Source organism: Glycocaulis alkaliphilus (genome assembly GCF_004000605.1).
GTDB lineage: Bacteria > Pseudomonadota > Alphaproteobacteria > Caulobacterales > Maricaulaceae > Glycocaulis > Glycocaulis alkaliphilus.
This window is the reverse complement of record NZ_CP018911.1, coordinates 1,408,345-1,426,091: the sequence shown is the minus strand read 5'-3', so window position 1 is coordinate 1,426,091 and position 17,747 is coordinate 1,408,345. Positions and strand designations below refer to the sequence as shown.

The 17,747-nt window shown below is 64.0% G+C and carries 18 protein-coding genes; 12 read left to right on the top strand and 6 right to left on the bottom strand.

The genetic code is table 11. The features are described from left to right. Positions 1-57 precede the first annotated feature (57 nt). Positions 58-897, bottom strand: a complete 840-nt coding sequence (locus X907_RS06815) for a universal stress protein (protein WP_127566510.1) — start codon at positions 895-897, stop codon at positions 58-60. Between the two features lie 94 nt (positions 898-991). Here X907_RS06815 and X907_RS06810 point away from each other — a divergent pair, with 94 nt between their 5' ends. From X907_RS06810 to X907_RS06795, 4 genes are read left to right on the top strand one after another with little or no spacing between them, the layout of a single operon-like run. Further along, on the top strand, positions 992-1,639 hold the full coding sequence (locus X907_RS06810) for an HD family hydrolase (RefSeq protein WP_233352564.1): 648 nt from the start codon (positions 992-994) through the stop codon (positions 1,637-1,639). After that, on the top strand, positions 1,636-2,619 hold the full coding sequence (locus tag X907_RS06805) for an NUDIX hydrolase (protein WP_127566508.1): 984 nt from the start codon (positions 1,636-1,638) through the stop codon (positions 2,617-2,619). Before X907_RS06810 ends, X907_RS06805 begins: the two co-directional genes overlap by 4 nt. A gap of 42 nt (positions 2,620-2,661) precedes the next feature. Continuing rightward, positions 2,662-3,249 (top strand): TetR/AcrR family transcriptional regulator, encoded by a 588-nt coding sequence (locus X907_RS06800; protein WP_127566506.1) that lies wholly within the window; start codon positions 2,662-2,664, stop codon positions 3,247-3,249. Positions 3,250-3,256: 7 nt separating this feature from the next. Continuing rightward, positions 3,257-4,081 (top strand): alpha/beta fold hydrolase, encoded by an 825-nt coding sequence (locus X907_RS06795; protein WP_127566504.1) that lies wholly within the window; start codon positions 3,257-3,259, stop codon positions 4,079-4,081. Between the two features lie 136 nt (positions 4,082-4,217). On the opposite strand, the gene X907_RS06790 is transcribed toward X907_RS06795, so the two are convergent. Continuing rightward, positions 4,218-6,221 carry a PhoX family protein gene (locus X907_RS06790; RefSeq protein ID WP_127566502.1) on the bottom strand — a complete coding sequence of 668 codons (2,004 nt, stop codon included), beginning with the start codon at positions 6,219-6,221 and terminating at the stop codon, positions 4,218-4,220. A gap of 157 nt (positions 6,222-6,378) precedes the next feature. Here X907_RS06790 and X907_RS06785 point away from each other — a divergent pair, with 157 nt between their 5' ends. From X907_RS06785 to X907_RS06760, 6 genes are all read left to right on the top strand, one after another. Then, positions 6,379-7,353 carry an L-threonylcarbamoyladenylate synthase gene (locus tag X907_RS06785; RefSeq protein ID WP_127566500.1) on the top strand — a complete coding sequence of 325 codons (975 nt, stop codon included), beginning with the start codon at positions 6,379-6,381 and terminating at the stop codon, positions 7,351-7,353. A 30-nt stretch (positions 7,354-7,383) separates the two neighbouring features. After that, a complete protein-coding gene (locus X907_RS06780; RefSeq protein ID WP_127566498.1) occupies positions 7,384-7,764 on the top strand; it encodes a GrlR family regulatory protein in 381 nt (126 codons plus the stop codon). A gap of 9 nt (positions 7,765-7,773) precedes the next feature. Then, positions 7,774-9,183 carry an FAD-binding oxidoreductase gene (locus X907_RS06775; RefSeq protein WP_127566496.1) on the top strand — a complete coding sequence of 470 codons (1,410 nt, stop codon included), beginning with the start codon at positions 7,774-7,776 and terminating at the stop codon, positions 9,181-9,183. Positions 9,184-9,274: 91 nt separating this feature from the next. Beyond that, on the top strand, positions 9,275-10,057 hold the full coding sequence (yaaA, locus tag X907_RS06770; RefSeq protein ID WP_127566494.1) for a peroxide stress protein YaaA: 783 nt from the start codon (positions 9,275-9,277) through the stop codon (positions 10,055-10,057). Positions 10,058-10,150: 93 nt separating this feature from the next. Continuing rightward, a complete protein-coding gene (locus X907_RS06765; protein WP_127566492.1) occupies positions 10,151-10,951 on the top strand; it encodes a 3-hydroxybutyrate dehydrogenase in 801 nt (266 codons plus the stop codon). Continuing rightward, entirely contained in the window at positions 10,951-11,958 is a 1,008-nt protein-coding gene (locus tag X907_RS06760) for a patatin-like phospholipase family protein (protein WP_127566490.1), read from the top strand. The genes X907_RS06765 and X907_RS06760 overlap by 1 nt, the downstream gene beginning before the upstream one ends. 28 nt (positions 11,959-11,986) lie before the next feature. On the opposite strand, the gene X907_RS06755 is transcribed toward X907_RS06760, so the two are convergent. Continuing rightward, a complete protein-coding gene (locus tag X907_RS06755; protein ID WP_170175489.1) occupies positions 11,987-12,391 on the bottom strand; it encodes a gamma-glutamylcyclotransferase family protein in 405 nt (134 codons plus the stop codon). Next, on the bottom strand, positions 12,388-13,596 hold the full coding sequence (locus X907_RS06750) for a DUF418 domain-containing protein (RefSeq protein WP_127566486.1): 1,209 nt from the start codon (positions 13,594-13,596) through the stop codon (positions 12,388-12,390). Before X907_RS06750 ends, X907_RS06755 begins: the two co-directional genes overlap by 4 nt. A gap of 179 nt (positions 13,597-13,775) precedes the next feature. On the opposite strand from X907_RS06750, the gene X907_RS06745 reads away from it, so the two are divergent. Together X907_RS06745 and X907_RS06740 are read left to right on the top strand one after the other, a co-directional pair. After that, a complete protein-coding gene (locus X907_RS06745) occupies positions 13,776-14,087 on the top strand; it encodes a hypothetical protein (RefSeq protein WP_127566484.1) in 312 nt (103 codons plus the stop codon). An 83-nt stretch (positions 14,088-14,170) separates the two neighbouring features. After that, positions 14,171-16,150, top strand: coding sequence for a hypothetical protein (locus tag X907_RS06740; RefSeq protein WP_127566482.1), 1,980 nt, complete (start codon positions 14,171-14,173; stop codon positions 16,148-16,150). Here X907_RS06740 and X907_RS06735 read toward each other — a convergent pair. Next, on the bottom strand, positions 16,147-16,794 hold the full coding sequence (locus tag X907_RS06735; RefSeq protein WP_127566480.1) for an ABC-type transport auxiliary lipoprotein family protein: 648 nt from the start codon (positions 16,792-16,794) through the stop codon (positions 16,147-16,149). The two genes, X907_RS06740 and X907_RS06735, sit on opposite strands and share 4 nt — an antisense overlap. Next, the gene (locus X907_RS06730) at positions 16,791-17,747 is read right to left on the bottom strand and encodes an MlaD family protein (protein WP_127566478.1); all 957 of its coding nucleotides are present in this window, start codon (positions 17,745-17,747) and stop codon (positions 16,791-16,793) included. The genes X907_RS06735 and X907_RS06730 overlap by 4 nt, the downstream gene beginning before the upstream one ends.

Sequence of the window (17,747 nt, the reverse complement as noted above, 5' to 3'; positions counted from 1 at the left end):
CTTACTCCATCAGGGCTTTAAGCGCAAGCGGGAGGGGGTGTTATCGCAGGTGCAACACTAGTGCGCCACCAGCAAGGACGGCCCGTCCTTGGCGCCCAGCAGGGTGCGGGTGACACCACCGAAAATGAACTGGGCAAGCCGGGACTGGCCATAGGCACCCGCCACCAGCAGGTCCGCGCCCGAAGCTGCCTCCAGCAGCGCCTCACCGAGACTGCCCTTTGCTTCCACGGCTTGAGATTTCGCCTTGATACCGCGCGGGGCAAGCCAGTTGGCCAGCCGGTTGGGCGCCGCCGCTGCGCGGTCGGCATAGTCGAGATTTTTCGGGCTGTGCAGGATCGTCACCTCCACGCCCTTGGTGAAGAAAGGCTCGGCAGCGAACGCCGCGCGCGAGGCCTCACGCGAGCCATCCCACGCCACGCAGATTTTCTTCGGCGGTATAGCCCCGCCACGCGGAACGAAGAGCGGGCACGCCTCATCGACAAGGCAGGACGCGGTAAAGCCAGAGAGCGGCCCCTTGCCGGCAGCAGCATCCGGGCACGCGACCAGCATGCGTACCAGCCTTGCCTGCTGGGCAGCCTCCGAAGGGCTGTCCGTCACCCGTCGGAAAGAGGCGTTCACGCCCCGGTCTTCCAGCGTTTCAAGATGACGCTTCATGCGAGCTTCGGCCTCAATGGCGGCCTTGGCCGCCTCCTCGCGGACGGTTTCGATCGCGCTGGTAACAACCGAGGCACCGGCTGCGCCCGGCCCGGTCCACAGCATGTAGCTCGCAGGGTCGGGCTCCACGAAAACAGCGCGTATATCCGCTTTGACCAGCGGGGCCAGCGCCATTGCGGCAGCAAGGGGCGTGTCATCGGCTTCATCGCCCTGCAGGGCTACGAGAATGCGTTCGGGGTTCATCACCAGCCTCCATATGCGTGTCCTTGTGCTTGAACTTACGCCAATTCCTTCTAGACCGGGAGGGGAGAAGCTGGCCCGCGACACGATTACCCACATGGCTCAACGCAAGACATCGACGCCCCCGCCCAGAGCCTGGCAGCGCATGCTGTCCGGGCGGCGTCTGGATTTGCTGGACCCCTCTCCGTTCGACATCGAAATTGAGGACATTGCCCAAGGCCTGGCCCGCGTGGCGCGCTGGAACGGGCAGACGCTGGGCGAGTATGCCTTTTCTGTCGCCGAGCACAGCCTGATCGTGGAGCGCCTGTGCGGCCAGATGGAGCCCGCATGGCCGGCGAAATGGCGCATGGCCGCCCTGCTGCACGACGCGCCAGAATACGTGATCGGCGACATGATCTCGCCCTTCAAGAGCGCGCTGGGCTTCGACTATCAGGCCTTCGAGGCGAAGCTGGAGCGCGCCGTACACACCCGCTTCGGCCTGCCCGCCCAATTACCCAAATATGTGAAGACCACGATCAAGAAGGCCGACCGTCTGTGCGCCTTCTTCGAGGCGGTCCAGCTTGCCGGTTTCAGCGTGGAAGACGCGCGCGAGTTCTTCGGCAAACCGCCTCTGGGTTTGCGCGTGGAGATTCCCGTGCGCTCCACCGCCGAGGTTCAGGGCGATTATGTCGCGCGCTTCGAGGCGCTACTGATTGCCATGGACGAGGAAGACCGCAAGACAGGCCACAAGGCGGGCCAGTCATGAGCCCTTCGCGCCCGCCTCTTCCGGTATCAAAGGGTCTGGTCGTCGGCCTGAACGCGGTGATCTTCGCCAGTGAAGAGGGCGAGCCGCGCGTGCTGGTCACGCAAGGGCTGGCGACGCCGGAAGCCGCCCTGCCCTTCGGTCCGTTTGATCCGGAAGCTCACCGCACCTTCGAGATCGGCCTGCGCGAATGGGTGCGCGGCCAGACCGGGTTCGAGCTGGGCTATGTGGAGCAGCTCTACACGTTTGGCGACCGCGGGCGTGAAGCCCCGCTGGCGGCGCTCACGGGCGCAGCCGGTGGACGCGTTATCTCGCTGGGCTATCTGGGCCTCGCCCGTGAAGCGCGTGAGCTGTCAGGCCTGGGCGCACGCTGGGCAAGCTGGAACGAGTTCTTCCCCTGGGAAGATCATCGCCATGGCCGCCCGCCCCTCATCGATGAGTTACTGGCGCCTGCCTTGCGCAGCTGGGCCGATGAGGCAGGCGCACCGGGAGGCCGCGCAGCGCGGCTGGAGCGGGTCCGTACCAATTTCGCGCTGGATGGCCTTGTCTGGAACGAGGAACGCGCGCTGGACCGTTATGAACTGCTCTATGAAGCGGGTCTGGTGGCCGAGGCGGCGCGCGATCAGGGCGAACCTTCCCGCGCACGCACCGGGACCGGACAGATCATGGCCTCCGACCACCGGCGCATTCTGGCTACCGCCATTTCACGCCTGCGCGGCAAGGTTAAGTACCGCCCCGTAGTGTTTGAATTAATGGGTGAAACCTTCACCCTGTCCGAGCTGCAGCGCATGGTGGAAGGCATTGCCGGTTTTGCCCTGCACAAGCAGAACTTCCGCCGTGCGCTGGACCGGGCAGGCTTCGTCGAAGGCACGGGCCGGTTCGAGGCACGCACGGGCGGGCGCCCGGCCGAACTCTACCGCTTCCGCAAGGAGGCGGTGAGCGCGGGTCCGGCGCTGGGGCTGGCGATTCCGAGACTGAAATGACACCCGCTTGACAAGGCGAACGAACGTTCGCACATAGGCGGCATGCCACACGAAAAATCCACCCGGACCCGTATCGTTGAAACCGCGCTGGACGAGATGTCCAAGGGCGGTCTTGCCACCTTGTCCATCGGCCATCTGGCCAAGGCGTGCAGCATGTCGAAAAGCGGGCTGTTTGCCCATTTCGGCGGTCAGGAAGCCTTGCAGGTTTGCGTTATCGAAGCTGCTATCGAGCAATTCCGCCAGCAGGTGGTAGAGCCTGCACGCCAGCAAAGTGGCACACTGGCCCGGATCGAGGCGCTGGGGACGAACTGGACGGGCTGGCTCTTACGCGATCCGTCACGCCCCTGCCCGATCCTGCAAGCCGCCTTCGAGGCACCTGCCCTGACGCCAAAGGCGGCAGAACTCGCCCGGCAGGCACGGCGCGGCTGGACAGACTGGGTGGAGCGTCTTGCCAAGCTGGCCATCCACGAAGGCGGATTTGCCGCCACTACCGACGCCAAGCGCTTCGCCTTCCAGTTCGAGGCGATTGGTGTGGGCTGCCAGTCCTGGTCAGTGGTTCAGGGGCGCGACGAGGCCGGGCGGCTGGCCCGCGCCAGCTTCACCGCCCTTATTGACAGCGCACGCGCCTGAGAGACCGATGAAAACTGCAATTCTGATGGCCAATATCATGGCCACGATCGCACCCGCGCGCTTCCGCGCCATTGCCGCAAAACGCTTTGAGCGCCCCCGCGTGCGCAAGCAGAGCGATACCGGCAGGGATTTTCTCGAGACGCTCGACGCGAGCTGGATCGAGGGGCCGCTGGGCCGCCAGCGCATCTATTCCGGCGGCACTGGCCCGTCCGTCTTCTTCCTGCATGGCTGGGAGGCAGATGCGGCCGATCTCTCCAGTCATGCACGAAACCTGATGGAGCACGGCTACCGGGTTGTCCTGATTGACGGGCCAGCCCACGGGGCATCACAAGGGCACGCCGCGACCCTGCCGCAATTTGGCGAAGGCCTCAGTGCCACAGCGGCAACTCTCGGCCAGCCCTTCGCGGTTGTGGCCCACTCCATGGGAGCAGCGTCGAGCGTCTTTGCGATGAGCGAAGGCTTCGTCAAACCGGCCGCTTTCATCGCCCTGGCTGCGCCATGTTCAATGGACGACAATGTCAGCTTCCAGGCCGGGTCGATGGGTGTGTCGGAGCGGGCAATAAAGCTGATCAAGGACGGTATAGAATCCGTCCTGAAGACGCCGATAACCCGCTTCGATATCGCCCGTGACGCCCCCGCGATGACCGCAAGGGCGCTATTCATCTACGGCGACAACGATGTAATCGTGCCCCTCGGCGCAGGCGAGAAGGCGTCGAGAGACTGGCCCGGCGCCAAGCTCGTCATCAAGCCGGGACTCGGCCATCGCGGCGTATTGCGCGATCCCGGCGTGCTGGCCGAAGTGGCCGATTTTCTGGACGGGGTAAGGGGTTAGCCCAGACACCTCCAGCACGCGAACAAGCCCTCGCCCTTCGAGACGCTCACTGCGTTCGCCCTCAGGGTGAGGGCTTCGATTGTTTTCCCTCATGCTGAGGAGCGCGCAGCGCGTCTCGAAGCACGAGGGAAAACCCCTACGCCCCTATCTTCCCGCCATCCAGGCGCCGAATCGCCACCGTTGCCGAACGCGGCAGGGTATTGCCGCCATCGGGCCAGTGGCTGTCGAAATTGCCCGCTGCGAAATCGGCCTCCGGCGTGTTCGCGCCGGGATGCTGCACATTGATGAACATGGTGCGCTGATCAGGCGTCGTGACCACCCCGGTGATCTCGCAGCCGACAGGGCCGGTCAGGAAGCGGCGTATCTCGCCCGTGTCCGGATTGGCGGCGAGCATCTTGTTGTTGCCGAAGGGCGCGTAAACACCCGCATTCAATGCGCTGTCCGAGATGTCGCACTGTATCCACAAGCGCCGGTCGGCATCGAACCACAGCCCGTCCGGCGCCGCGAAAATGGCATCCTGATCCAGCGGGTCGCCATTGGCATCGCGGCTGTCACCTTCCGGACCGGCGAGGACGAAAATGTCCCAGTTGAAGCGGACGGAGGTCTGGTCGCCATCGGCCTCGTTCCAGCGGATGATCGAGCCGAACGCGTTGTCGGCGCGCGGATTGGCGGCGTCCACCTGATCTTCGGTGCGGCGGGTATTGTTGGTCAGTGTAAAATAGACCGCCCGGGTCTGCGGGTCGACCGCGCCCCATTCAGGACGGTCCATCGGCGTTGCGCCCACAATGTCAGCCGCCGTGCGGGTGTTGATCAGGACATCGCCCTGATCGGCAAAGCCATTGCTTTCGTCCAGCCCGTTCTGACCGTAGGCCAGCGGCAGCCAGTCGCCGCTTCCATCATCATTGAAGCGGGCCACATAGAGCGTGCCGCTATCAAGGATGTCTCCGCGCGTCACGCCGGGCTGGTAAAGCCCCTCGGAAACAAACTTGTAGATGTATTCAAAGCGCGAATCGTCGCCCGAATAGCAGACCACGGGCTGACCGGCCTCGGCCGGTGCGAACACCACGCCCTCATGGGCGAAGCGACCGAGCGTGGTGCGTTTGACGGGCGTGGAGTCCGGGTCGAACGGATCAATCTCGGCCATCCAGCCGAACATGTTCGGTTCGTTGCGGTAATCGCCGGCTGGCGCATTGGCCTTGGTGGAGGCGTCAAAGCGCACAAACCCGTCCCCGCCATCGTCAGCGAGGTGCCAGTTATGCCGGCTGACATCGGGGCGCACGCCGTAGCGGGCATGTTCACGCGGATGCTCCGCGTCCGTATTGACGAAATAGCCCGACCAGTTCTCTTCCGCCGCGAAATACGTATTCCACGGCGTGACGCCGTGCGCACAATTGGACAGCGTACCGCGCGTGTGGGTGCCTTCCGGGCTGTAGAGCGTCGCCATCTTGGCGTGACCGCGCGCCGGGCCGGCAATTTCCATCCGGGTCAGGCCGGTGATGCGGCGATTGCGCGGATCGCGCATGATCTGCCAGTCACCATTACCGTCCGCACGCATGCGCACGACGGAAACGCCATGGGCGTTCAACTCTTTAAGGACGTGGTCAGCGGGGCGCGGACCCGCATGATCGGGCGTGCCCCAGGAGTTGATCTCGCTGCCTTGCGTCGCGCCATAGTGCAGGAAGCGCGTCTCGATATATTCGTGGTTCATCACCAGCAGCCCGTCTGTGGAACTGCCATCGATGGGGAAGAAGTGCATGCCGTCATGGTGCATGCCGGCCTGGTGGGCCTGATCCTCGCCGGAATTGTCCGGGGCAAAGGCCGGGAAATCCCCACTAATGGCATCGCCCCAGCGATAGACGACTTTTGCTTCGTAGCCGTCTGGCACAACAATCGTATCGGCCGCCGTCACCGGCACCGCATTGAAGCCCAGAGAAGGCCCGGCCATCGCCTGAGCCTCCGGCGTGCGTGCGCAGGCGGCCACCGGACCGGCCACAAAACCGCTGACCGCCAGCCCCAGCCCGCCGCGCAGGAAGCTGCGCCGGTCGAGGCGCGCACTCACCACATCGGCAAACGGACGATTGCCTGAACGGTTGGTTTCCGGCTCGAAATCGGGATCGAGTCGTGTGGCGAGATCGGTCATGTCAGGCTCCGGGGAGTTTCTTCTTGGCTGCGATATGGGCCTAGCAGGCCAGTGTGACGAGGGTGTGATACCTGAAACAGGTTTGCCGGGGCGCTTTGCCGCAGTTTGCGCTTCGCGCCTCTTGCCAACGCGGCACACACACGCCAAGCCTCCCGCCATGAGCGATACAGCGACCGCCCCCATCCTGCCAGCACACGATGCTGTGAGCCTTGACCGGGCAGCTGCGTTGCTGGATGCGGGCGGGCTGGTGGCGGTGCCGACCGAGACTGTCTACGGGCTGGCCGCTGACGCCACCAGCCCGGCGGCCATTACCGCGCTGTACGAGGCCAAGGGGCGTCCGCGATTCAACCCGCTGATCGCCCATGTGGACAGTCTGGAGCGCGCGCTGACGCTGGTGTATCTGTCATCTGCTGCCCTTGCGTTAGCTAAAGCGGTCTGGCCCGGCCCGCTGACGCTGGTAGGCCGTCACCGCGATACCAGCCCGGTTTGTGATCTGGCGCGGGCTGGCCTTGATACGCTGGCCGTACGCTGGCCGGCATCGCCAGCGATGACCGGGCTTGTGACGCGCCTCGACCGCCCGCTCGCCGCGCCCAGTGCAAACCGTTCGGGCAGTATCAGCCCCACAACGGCCCTGCATGTCGCCGAAAGCCTTGGCGGCCGGATTGGCCTTATCCTTGATGGCGGGCCATGCCGGATGGGCCTCGAAAGCACGATCCTGGCGGACACGCCCGACGGCCTGGTGATGTTGCGCGCTGGCGCCCTGGAAGCTGAACGCATCGAGGCGCTGACCGGACAGCCCGTTCAGAGGGCTGGCGCTGGCGCGGCCATCAACGCGCCGGGCATGCTCAAGAGCCATTACGCGCCTCAATCCCCGTTGAGGCTGGATGTCACCGAACCGGCAGCGGACGAAACCTATCTCGCCTTCCGCACATGGCAGGGAGAAACGGCTGGCAAGGTACTGTATCTGTCGCTGGCCGGCGATCTGGCCGAAGCGGCCACACGCCTGTTTGCCTGTTTGCGCGAGGCAGACGCACTCGGCAGGCCAATAGCGGTTGCACCGATTCCCGCGACAGGGTTGGGCGAAGCCATCAATGACCGGCTTGCCCGCGCCGCCGCACCGAAAGACAACTGAAGAGTGAACCCGTCAGCAGGCGAATCCAGCATGGACACCCAGACAACAAAACCTCACTTCCCGCGCTCGCGATGGATACCCGATGGCGTCTATGTCGTGCGCTTCCGCAGCCCGCTGGACCAGTCCGGCGGGGTCGTGACCGTGCGCAATGGCCGCGCGACGGGCGGCGATAGCAGCTATTACTATGACGGCTATCTGGGAGAAGGGTCCAATGGCCCGGTCGCGCGCATGCTGTTCGTCCGTCACCGGCCCGAGACCGTATCAGTCGTAGGGGATGTTGAACGTTTCAGCGTAGTTTATGACGGCCGGGTGGATGGTGAGCTATACCATCTAGAAGGACGCATGGATCGCGCGCCCGGCCTGAAACTGACCGCAATCATGTCCCGCCTGCCCGTCGAACTGGAGGACTAGATTCCCGCCATGACCGCTTTGCCCCCTGCCCTCGCATCGCTGACCGCCTCGCTGGATCCTAAATCCTGGTCCGTTGATCCGGCGGAGCTGGAAAGCCATGCGCGCGACTGGCGCGGACGTTATGCGGGCGGCACGCCGCTGGTCCTGAAACCGGCCAGCACGCAGGAGGCCGCACAGATGCTGGCCGCCTGTAATGATACGCGCATCGCAGTCATGCCCCAGGGCGGCATTACCGGGCTGGTGGGTGCCTCCACGCCGGCCAACGAGGTCGTCATCTCGATGAAGCGGATGAATGCCATCCGCGATATCGACACCGCCAATGAGTCGATGACGGTCGAGGCTGGCGCCGTGCTGCAAACCGTGCAGGACGCCGCCCGCGACGCAGGCAAGCTCTTCCCCCTGAGCCTCGGCGCGCAGGGCTCCGCCATGATTGGCGGGCTGATCTCCACCAATGCGGGCGGCGTGCAGGTGCTGCGCTATGGCATGATGCGCGAGCTTGTTCTGGGACTGGAAGCGGTGCTGCCCGATGGCCGGGTGCTGAGCGGGCTCTCAGGCCTGCGCAAGGACAATACCGGCTACGATCTCAAACAGCTTTTCATCGGCGCGGAAGGCACGCTCGGCCTCGTCACCGCGGCCACGCTGAAGCTATTCCCGCGCCCGGCATCGGTGAGTGTCGCGATCGCGGCCGTACCCGATCCCGAAGCGGCAGTGAGCCTGCTGGGCCATCTCAAGGACAGGACAGGCGGCGCGGTCAGCGCGTTCGAGCTGATCTCCGGCTTCGCGATGGAGCTGGTGTGCCAGCACGTGCCCGGCGCCCGCTCGCCCCTGGAAGGCAATCCGGACTGGATGGTGCTGATCGAGCTGTCGAGCGCGGAGGAAGAACGCGCCGGCATTCTGATGGAGACCGCGCTGGAAAGCGCGTTTGAGGCCGGGCTGGTGTCGGACGCCGCTTTGGCGCAGTCGGACGCGCAGGCCGCGCAGTTCTGGGCCTTGCGTGAAAACGTGCCGGAAGGCGAAAAGGCGCATGGCAAGGCCGCCAAGCACGATGTGTCGGTGCCGGTATCGCGCATGGCAGCTTTCATGCGCGAGGCGACGCAGCAGGCCGAAGCGCTGGTTGACGGCTCTCGCGTGATCGCGTTCGGCCATGTCGGCGATGGCAATGTCCATTTCAACCTGGCCGCCCGCGAGGCCGGTGCCGGAGAGGACTTCATCGCGCGCGCGGCACCCGCCACGCGGCTCATCTATGATCTGGTGGACAAGCATCACGGATCGATCTCGGCCGAGCACGGTATCGGCATTCTCAAACAGGCCGAGCTGAAAGCGCGCAAGCCGGTAGAGGTGGAGCTGATGCGGGCGATCAAGGCGGCGCTGGACCCGAACAATATCATGAACCCGCGCATCCTGACGGGGCTGACCTGAAATCCGCCGGGCACCTGCCATTGGCATTTCCGGTGAACACCCCTATTTCGATAGAAACCACCACTACCGTTGCAGGCGAGACCCAACCTTCATGCTGATCCTTCTCTCCCCGGCCAAGCAGCTCGATTTCGAACCGGCCCGTCTGGAGCTGGAGACCAGCCGGCCCGCGCTTCTGACGCGCACGGCAGAACTGTCAAAGACCACAGCGAAGCTGTCGCGCGCCCAGCTGCGCCAGCTCATGCACATTTCCGATGATCTGGCCGCGCTCAATGTGGAGCGTTTCAAGGCGTTCAACCCTGAGAGCGAGGGCGGCAAGGCCGCCGCTTTGGCCTTCGCGGGCGAGGTCTATCGCGGACTGGATGCGGCGAGCCTGTCGAAGGACGATCTGGAATGGGCGCAAGACCATTTGCGCATTCTTTCAGGGCTTTATGGCACCTTGCGTCCGCTGGACGCCATCCAGCCCTACCGGCTCGAAATGGGCACGCGCCTGAAAACGACAAAGGGCGCGAACCTTTATGACTTCTGGGGTGACGACATCGCGGAAGAGCTCTCCGCCACGCTGGACGGCCACGCCCATCCGGTGATCGTCAATCTGGCGTCCAATGAATATTCGAAGGCTGCCCGTCTGGCGACAATGAAGGCGCGCGTCATCGCGGTTGACTTCAAGGAAGAGAAGGACGGCCAGCTGCGCGCGCTGATGGTCTACGCCAAGAAGGCACGCGGCATGATGGCCCGCTGGATCATCGAAAACCGGACTGAGGATCCAGCCCAGCTTTCCCGCTTCAGTGTTGAGGGTTACAAGCTCGACAAGGCCGGTTCGAAGCCAGACCGGCTCCTGTTCACCCGCCCTCAACCGCCCTCGAAGAAGGGCTGAAGCCTACGCCCCAGGTCTTGACAAAATCGGCGCAAACCGTCTTCTGCACCGCAACAAATCCCGACACAGGCCAACAAGGCCAAGGAGACAGTCATGGGCGGTCTGAAGACCGACTTGAGCGGCCAGGTTGCGGTCATTACCGGCTCGACCTCCGGCATCGGCCTCGCGCTGGCGCGTGCGCTGGCGGCGAATGGCGCGAACATCATGCTCAACGGGCTGGGCGATGCCGGCGAGATCGAGAAGACCCGCAAGTCCCTCGAGACCGAGTTCGGCGTGAAGGCGGCCTATAACGGCGCCAACATGCTGGACGCCGGCGAGATCAAGGAGCTGATCGCCGACGCGGTGAAAACCTTTGGCCGGCTCGACATTCTCGTCAACAATGCGGGCATCCAGCAGGTCGCTGCGGTTGAAGAGCTTGCACCGGAGAAATGGGACGCGATCGTCGCGATTAACCTGACCTCCTGCTTCCACACCATCCGCCACGCCGTACCAGTGATGAAGAAGGCCGGGCGCGGGCGGATTGTGAATATCGCCTCCGCGCACGGGCTTGTCGCCTCGCCCTACAAGTCGGCTTATGTGGCCGCCAAGCATGGAGTGCTGGGCCTGACCAAAACGGTGGCGCTGGAAGTGGCTGAAGCGGGCATTACCTGCAACGCCATCTGCCCCGGCTATGTGCGCACCCCGCTTGTGGAAAGCCAGATCGCCGACACGGCAAAGGCGCGCGGCATCTCCGAGGAAGAAGTAGTGCGCGATGTGATGCTGAGCGCGCAGCCGACGAAGAAGTTCGTTGAATACGATCACCTGACCGGCCTCTTGCTCTATCTGGTGTCGGATTCCGGCGCATCGGCCAATGGTGCGGCCTTCCCTGTCGAGGGCGGCTGGGTGGCCGCCTGATGGCGGCGCGCGCCGGAGCGGTCTCGCTGGCCCTGCAGGGCGGCGGTTCGCATGGCGCGTACACCTGGGGCGTGCTTGATGCCCTGCTGGAAGATGGCCGCATAACCCCACAAGCTATAACGGCTACCAGCGCTGGCGCGATGAACGCCGTGGCGCTGGCCCATGGCTGGCTGGATGGCGGCGCAGACGGCGCCCGCGAAAGCCTTGAAAGCTTCTGGCAGGAAGTTTCCCGGCGCGGCGCAGCCTTCCGGCCAATGGTTCCGGGCGGCACGTTCCTGAAGCTGATGCCGTTCTTCGACGCCTTCTCGCGCCTGACCAGCCCCTATGATCTCAACCCATATAATCTCGATCCGCTGAAGGACATTCTGGACGCGCAGATCGATTTTGAGCGGCTGCGCGCGCAGAATGAAATTGCACTGTTCGTGACCGCGACCTGCGTGACGACGGGGCGCGCCGAAGTCTTTGCCGGCGAGCGCATCAGCACCGATGCCGTACTGGCGTCGGCCTGCCTGCCCTTCATCCGTCAGGCCGTGGAGATTGACGGGGAGCCCTACTGGGATGGCGGCTTTACCGGCAATCCTGCCCTGTGGCCGGTTTTCTACGCTGACACGCCGGGCGATCTGCTGATTGTGCATATCAATCCGCTCAAACGCCCCGGTACGCCCAAATCGGCCGACGACATCATGAACCGGGTCAACGAGATCACGTTCAACGCCTCGCTGATGGCCGAGCTGCGCGCGGTCGCCTTCGTCAAGCGGCTGATCGAGGATGATCTACTCAAAGACGCGGAAAAGGCCCGCCTGCGCAATCTGCACATTCACGCCATCCGCGCCGATGAAGCGCTCAAAGACTATTCAGCCGCCAGCAAGTACGACACAAGCTGGCGCTTCCTGACCGGCCTTCGTGACGCAGGGCGGCAGGCGGCGAAGGAATGGCTGGAGAATTGCGTCACCCATGTCGGCAAGCGCTCCAGCGTGGATGTACGCAGCGGCTATCTTCAGGAATAGGCCGGGCTCCAGGAACAGGCCGGGGCCATCACGTCTTGCTGGCCACCCATTCCAGCCAGTCGCCACTCTCCACGCGTGCAAATCCCGTCACTGGCCGGTTCCAGACATAGACCCAGGCGTCGGCATCTGGTGACACGAGGCGGATACGTTGGCGCAGATAGCGCGAGCGGTCAGGCGCTTGCGGATAATAGTCCTCGAACGCGTCGAGCCGGGCGATCACTGACGGGTCGGCGACTTCAAACAGCTCGCCAATGACCGCGCCCTCGCCTGCGACAAGGCCCGGATAGCCGCCCAGATCATGGATCACGCCGGGTATGCGGCAGGGGCCGAGCGGCCTGAACGCAGCCTCCAGCCCGAACTGCGCAAATCCCGACGCGCCCTTGCGTAGCAGGCCGTAGACCGCGAACGCGTCTCCCGCCTTTACCGCGCTCATGCTTTGGGCTTGGTGATCGGTTGCAGCTTCCAGTAGGTCAGCGAGCGCCACAGCCATTCAAACGGCCCGAAGCGGAAGACCTGCAGCCAGATAACCGAAACGGCGAGCTGTACCATCCAGATGCTGAGCACGATGGGGATGAGCTCTTCACGCCCCAGCGTGCCATAGAGGCCCAGACCAATCGTGCCCGTGGACAGGATCACCAGCGTGATCGTCTGGGTGAGGTAATTGGTGAAGGCCATCCGCCCGGCGGCGGCAAAAGGCACGCGCAGCAGCGCCAGCACCGGAATTTTACAGATCAGCATCACGATGCTGGCATAGCCAAACGCCATCAGCAGGCTGGCGACATAGTTCGTCGCCGTGTGCAGCCAGAGTCCGCGCAGGTCGAAATTGTCAGCGACCGCGTGCTGCCCGCCATACCAGGCGAGCGGCAAGCCGATCGCGAGACCGACAAAGGCGCTGGCGGCGTACTTGGTGACGCCCCATTTGGCGGTCAGGAAGCCGGACTTGAACAGCGCCATGCCCAGGAACATCACGCCGATCACCCGGCCACCGAACAGGGCCATCCCCGACAGCTGCGCCATAAGGGCCATGAGTGCGTTATGGCCCCAGCGCCCCGCACTGCCCTCCTGATAAGCGGCGATGATGCTGGCGGCCGCCTCAGGGCTTTGCGCCATACCGATCGAGGCAGGGTCCATCTCTTCGGGTAACATCATGAAGGAGGCAAACATGCCCACCATCAGCAATCCGGTCAGCGTGATCCAGAAAAAGCCCCAGAAGACCAGCTTTCCCGCGCTCATCTTGCGGAAGAGCACGGCGATCATGCCGAACACGGCGTAGGAGACGAGGATGTCACCGAACCAGAGCGCGTAGGCATGCACCATGCCGAAGGCGAGCAGCCAGAGCATGCGGCGATAGTGAACCTTCGTGGAGGAGTCCGGTCCGTACCCGGTCATCAGCAATATGCCTGCACCGAAGAGGGCAGAAAAAATGGTGATGAATTTCATCTCGAAGAAGACGTGAACAAACAGCCAGGCCTGCGCACCGGCCGCATCAAAGCCCGGGTCAGCTGGTGGGTACTGATAGGCCTCCGGCAACATGAAAAAGGTGGGGATGTTCACCATGAGAATACCCAGCACGGCGATGCCACGCAGCACATCAAGACTCTGATGACGGTCCGTCAAAGTGACTGGTGCCGGTTCCATGGTGAAAAGCTCTCCCCGTTGCTTCGACGCCAACTTCGGGCCGCCCGCCGCACCATGCAAGCAGAAAACCCGTAACCACCCGGCAACCTTACGAAGATTTCATCGCGCAAACGGGTAAATTTCCTTGAGCGGGCGCGGGCACAGGTTCATAAGCTGACACAGGGATAGGGACAAAATCGATGTTAGGCGTGGCAATCGACATATTGCACTGGATCGCGGGGGCCGTGCTGGCACTCGTGGGCATCGCTTATGATCGTGGGGAAGACTGCACTCCGGCCGTTCGCCAGCAGAGCTTCGAGGAAGCCCGTTTCATGGATGACGCGGCCACTGTCCACTTCCTTGCATCTGAAGTGTATGTGGAACAGACGCGCACCGTCCACGGCGAGCTGATTTTTGTCGTTCGCAACGGGCCGGTTGAGCCCGTCTCCGGCTGCGCTTCGGCACCCGGCCACCTGCCATCTGTGCCGGCTGCGCCGGTCTTGCGGCTTTAATTTTTCTCCGTCTCGCCCTAGAACCAGCTTTTGCTGTCGGCATTGGTGCTGACATGCCCCTTGTGCTGTGATCGAGGCGAATAATGCCTGCCGACGACAACTCCGCTGCCAAATCCGCCAAAACCGCACAGCCGGTGACACCGGCTGTGTTGAAAGACCCGGCAGAGGGTCAGGTGCCAGCACCGCGAACCGCGGCTTCGATCAGTGTCGCGCCCGCGAAGGCGGCAAATGGAGGCGGATGGATTGCGTTCGCCGGGGCTGCCTGCGCCGCGCTATGGCTTGGTGGTGCGGGCGCCTATCTCTATGGCTACGTGATTGATGATTTCGCGGCGCTAAGCCCTGCCCAGCTGGCGGGCATCGCCATCTTTGCGGGTGCGCCAGCCCTGCTCTTCCTGCTTTCCGGACTGCTGGGGCGGACGGTTGCCCGCGCCAGCGCGCAAGTCCGTTCGGTTGAAAATGCCGTTGCACGATTGTCGACCCCCGCCGACACCTTGCAGGGCGAGGTGCGCCAGATGGCCGATGCCGTCAGCCTGCAGGTAGGCCGGATCAACACCGCCATGGACAGCGCACTGGCGCGTCTGGCTGCGATGGAAGAAGTCATCACCCACCATGCCGACAGTCTCGAAGATACGTCGAAGGCGGCCCGGGAACGGGTAGAGTCGCTTATGCGCTCCCTTAAAGGTGAGCGAGAGAAGCTGGCCGAGATTGCCGACAGCCTTGATGATAAAGCCTCGCTTATCGCGGCGGCCATTCAGGAACAGGGCGAGATGGTCGCGGCAGCGGCCGAGCTGGCGAAGGAGAAGGCCAATGAAGGCGCCCTCACCTTGCGCGCTGGCGCGGAACGTCTTTCCGGCGCCGGTGACGAAACCATCAAGTCCGCCGAGAAAGCCTCCGAGATACTGGCGCAACGTGCCGGCAGCATGCGCGAGCTCGCCGAGACGCTAAAAAGCCGCGGCGATGGTCTGGATGCGGCCTATCTCAAACATCGCGAGCGTCTGGCAGAGGCCAGTGAAGCCCTGCGCAAGGAGCAGGAAAAAATTGCGGCGGCGCTGGACTTCCACAAGGCCGAACTCGCCACCCTTTCCAAGACTGCAGGCTCGGGCGCAGAGACTTTGCGCAAGTCCGCCGAGGAAAGCGGCGCAGTGTTTACGCGCGCTATCAATGACGCCATTACCCGCGCCTCAGCCCTGTCGAAAACCATTGAGAGCGAGACCCGGCTTGCCGCCGAGTCCAATGAGGCCATTCTCAAACGCCTGACCGAGACGGCCAGGGAAGCCCGTGAAGCCGCCACCGAGTCCGCTGAACGCTTCTCCGGGCAGGCGAGCGCCGCCGAGGCCGCACTGGAACGCGTCAGCGAAGCCGGGTTCGAGGCGGCCCGCCGGTCTGACGAAGCCTTCCAGGCGCGGCTGCGGGAGGCTGAACTACTCGTCGACAAGGCCGCAAAAGCGTCTGAAGAGGCGGGTGAAACCGTCCGCAAGCAGCTCGCAGACACGCTGGAGGCAGCGCGCAAGCAGGCCGACCATGTGGAGCTGATGCTGCGCGACATGCGTTCGCGCTTTGACGACGCACCCGCCGCCGCCCGCCGGGCCACGCTCGAACTGGAACGCGCCCTGTCGGAGGGGCTGTCCAAGCTCAACCAGACCGCCGAGGACGCCTCTGAAAGCGCACGCGAGATCGATGCCATGTTCCAGGCGCGCGTGCGGCATAATTACGAGCTTCTGTCAGACTTCATGCTGCGCATGGGATCGGTGGCTGGCGGACGCAAGCCGATCGACATCGCCCCCGATGAGGTTCCCGATCCGTTGAACGTCCGGCGGCGGTCATCGCGTCCCTCGCCCGCTCCGGCGGAGGACGAGGTCCAGCTAGAAGCCCGTGACCGGGTCATTGACGACGCCGACGAGGACGGCACCAGCCGGGAGCGCCCGCGCGACGAGCGTCTGGCCACACAGGCGCGGCCGGAAGGCGGCTGGCGGTGGAAAGACCTGCTGGCGAACATGGACCCGGACGAGGATGACGAACCGCCTGCCGGCAGTCCGGCAAAGCGCGGCAAACGGCGCGACTAGTCTGCCTGCGCCTCCCCGGCCGTATTCTCCTGAGCCTGCGTCACCTGCGCGGACGCCCAGTCAACCAAATCGCCCGACAAATCAGACGCGGCACGGCTGAACGCGTCGACAATCAGGGCCTGGCGATTCCCGTCAGCCCGGCGCGACGCCTCGAATGTGCGTACACCCGCCACTTCGCGGCTCGCCGTGTCAATCAGGCGCGCGCGAATGGCAATATCGATCCGCGGCGCGGCATTGCTGCCCTGATCGTAGACCGCCTCGAACCGCCGCAGCTCCATGCGCAGATCCCAGCTTGTAGCCACACCGTCATCGGGTCTGGCCGCCATAAGCACGGTGGAGCGCCGGTCGAACGTATCGACCACCAGTTCCTGCACCAGAACCGGCACGGCACTGATCCAGTTTGCTCCGGCCATGTAGGCCACCCGCCCCTGCCCCGCGTCCAGAGCGATCCTGTCACCCGACAGCGCGCGCGGTGCCACGGGCCGTGCGATGCGCACAACGGGGGCTTCGTGATTTACGGCCGTCTCCACGGGAACATGGTTTGAAAGCCTGTAGAGCGAGCTGCTTTCAGACTCCGGCAGAAGCGAGATGCAACCGGAAAGCGCCAGCGCTGCTCCGGCCATCAGCAGGTTTCTTGCGATCATTGGGGCACCTCGACTTCCTCACCGCGCCGCCGGGTCAGAAGCCCGCCGGGGTCATTTTCAAGATCTGCTGTCAGACGCTCCAGGTTTTCAACAAGCTGGCGCAAATCGTGCGACGCCGCGTTGAGCTGGTAAACGCCGTCACTGGCAAAGGCCTCCAGGCCGGGGCGCAAGGCAACCAGCGCGTCATAAGTCTCCATTGACGCCTGATTGACCGCAATGGACGCAGCCTCGGTCTCGGCCACCATCGGCCCGACCTCATCAATCAGGAAGCGCTCGGCCGTGACGCCGAACTGTTCGATGCTGGCCGCCGCAGTCGACATATCGTTCGCCGCCCGCTCGATAGAGGCAATGGTATCGCGCATCTCGGCCATCATCGCGCCATTCTCGGCCAACTGGCCTGAAAGAGTGGCGAGGTTCTCCAGCAGGGACGAGAATTGTTCCTGGTTCTCGTCGTTCAGGAGGCGGTTCAGCAACACACCTGTGGTCTGAACGGTCTCCAGCAGTGTCTCGCCGCCCTGGACCAGCAGATCCAGCTGGGTCTGGCGGGCATAGATGCGTGCCGGACGGTCCCCAAAACGGGTTTCGAGCAAGGGTGAGCCCGACTCGCCTGCCGAAATCTGGATATAGGACAGGCCCGTCAAACCCTGTGGTTCAAGCTGGGCGAAGCTGTCCACGCGGATCGGTGTCGTGGAATCGACCCGCACTCTCGCGATCACCTCGCTTGTATCGTCGGGGTTCAGCCCCAGATCGACAACCTCGCCGACCTGGATGCCGTTGAAGCGCACCTCCGAGGCCGTGCGAAGGCCGCGCACCGGCCCTTCAAACACCACATCATACTGGCGGAACTCACGGTCAAACGAGGCCTGCGACAGCCAGACAAAGAACAGTCCGCCTGCCAGCGCAAGCAGGATGACGAACAGGCCGACCAGTGCATGGTGGGCACGGGTTTCCAT

Excerpts from the sequence above, each read along its gene's own strand:
- X907_RS06755 (WP_170175489.1), bottom strand. The coding sequence starts at position 12,391 with ATGAGCGCGGTAAAGGCGGGAGACGCGTTCGCGGTCTACGGCCTGCTA.
- yaaA (WP_127566494.1), top strand. The coding sequence starts at position 9,275 with ATGCTGATCCTTCTCTCCCCGGCCAAGCAGCTCGATTTCGAACCGGCC.
- X907_RS06795 (WP_127566504.1), top strand. The coding sequence starts at position 3,257 with ATGAAAACTGCAATTCTGATGGCCAATATCATGGCCACGATCGCACCC.
- X907_RS06800 (WP_127566506.1), top strand. The coding sequence starts at position 2,662 with ATGCCACACGAAAAATCCACCCGGACCCGTATCGTTGAAACCGCGCTG.
- X907_RS06735 (WP_127566480.1), bottom strand. The coding sequence starts at position 16,794 with ATGATCGCAAGAAACCTGCTGATGGCCGGAGCAGCGCTGGCGCTTTCC.
- X907_RS06780 (WP_127566498.1), top strand. The coding sequence starts at position 7,384 with ATGGACACCCAGACAACAAAACCTCACTTCCCGCGCTCGCGATGGATA.
- X907_RS06815 (WP_127566510.1), bottom strand. The coding sequence starts at position 897 with ATGAACCCCGAACGCATTCTCGTAGCCCTGCAGGGCGATGAAGCCGAT.
- X907_RS06745 (WP_127566484.1), top strand. The coding sequence starts at position 13,776 with ATGTTAGGCGTGGCAATCGACATATTGCACTGGATCGCGGGGGCCGTG.
- X907_RS06730 (WP_127566478.1), bottom strand. The coding sequence starts at position 17,747 with ATGGAAACCCGTGCCCACCATGCACTGGTCGGCCTGTTCGTCATCCTG.
- X907_RS06750 (WP_127566486.1), bottom strand. The coding sequence starts at position 13,596 with ATGGAACCGGCACCAGTCACTTTGACGGACCGTCATCAGAGTCTTGAT.
- X907_RS06740 (WP_127566482.1), top strand. The coding sequence starts at position 14,171 with ATGCCTGCCGACGACAACTCCGCTGCCAAATCCGCCAAAACCGCACAG.
- X907_RS06760 (WP_127566490.1), top strand. The coding sequence starts at position 10,951 with ATGGCGGCGCGCGCCGGAGCGGTCTCGCTGGCCCTGCAGGGCGGCGGT.
- X907_RS06810 (WP_233352564.1), top strand. The coding sequence starts at position 992 with ATGGCTCAACGCAAGACATCGACGCCCCCGCCCAGAGCCTGGCAGCGC.
- X907_RS06775 (WP_127566496.1), top strand. The coding sequence starts at position 7,774 with ATGACCGCTTTGCCCCCTGCCCTCGCATCGCTGACCGCCTCGCTGGAT.
- X907_RS06765 (WP_127566492.1), top strand. The coding sequence starts at position 10,151 with ATGGGCGGTCTGAAGACCGACTTGAGCGGCCAGGTTGCGGTCATTACC.
- X907_RS06790 (WP_127566502.1), bottom strand. The coding sequence starts at position 6,221 with ATGACCGATCTCGCCACACGACTCGATCCCGATTTCGAGCCGGAAACC.
- X907_RS06785 (WP_127566500.1), top strand. The coding sequence starts at position 6,379 with ATGAGCGATACAGCGACCGCCCCCATCCTGCCAGCACACGATGCTGTG.
- X907_RS06805 (WP_127566508.1), top strand. The coding sequence starts at position 1,636 with ATGAGCCCTTCGCGCCCGCCTCTTCCGGTATCAAAGGGTCTGGTCGTC.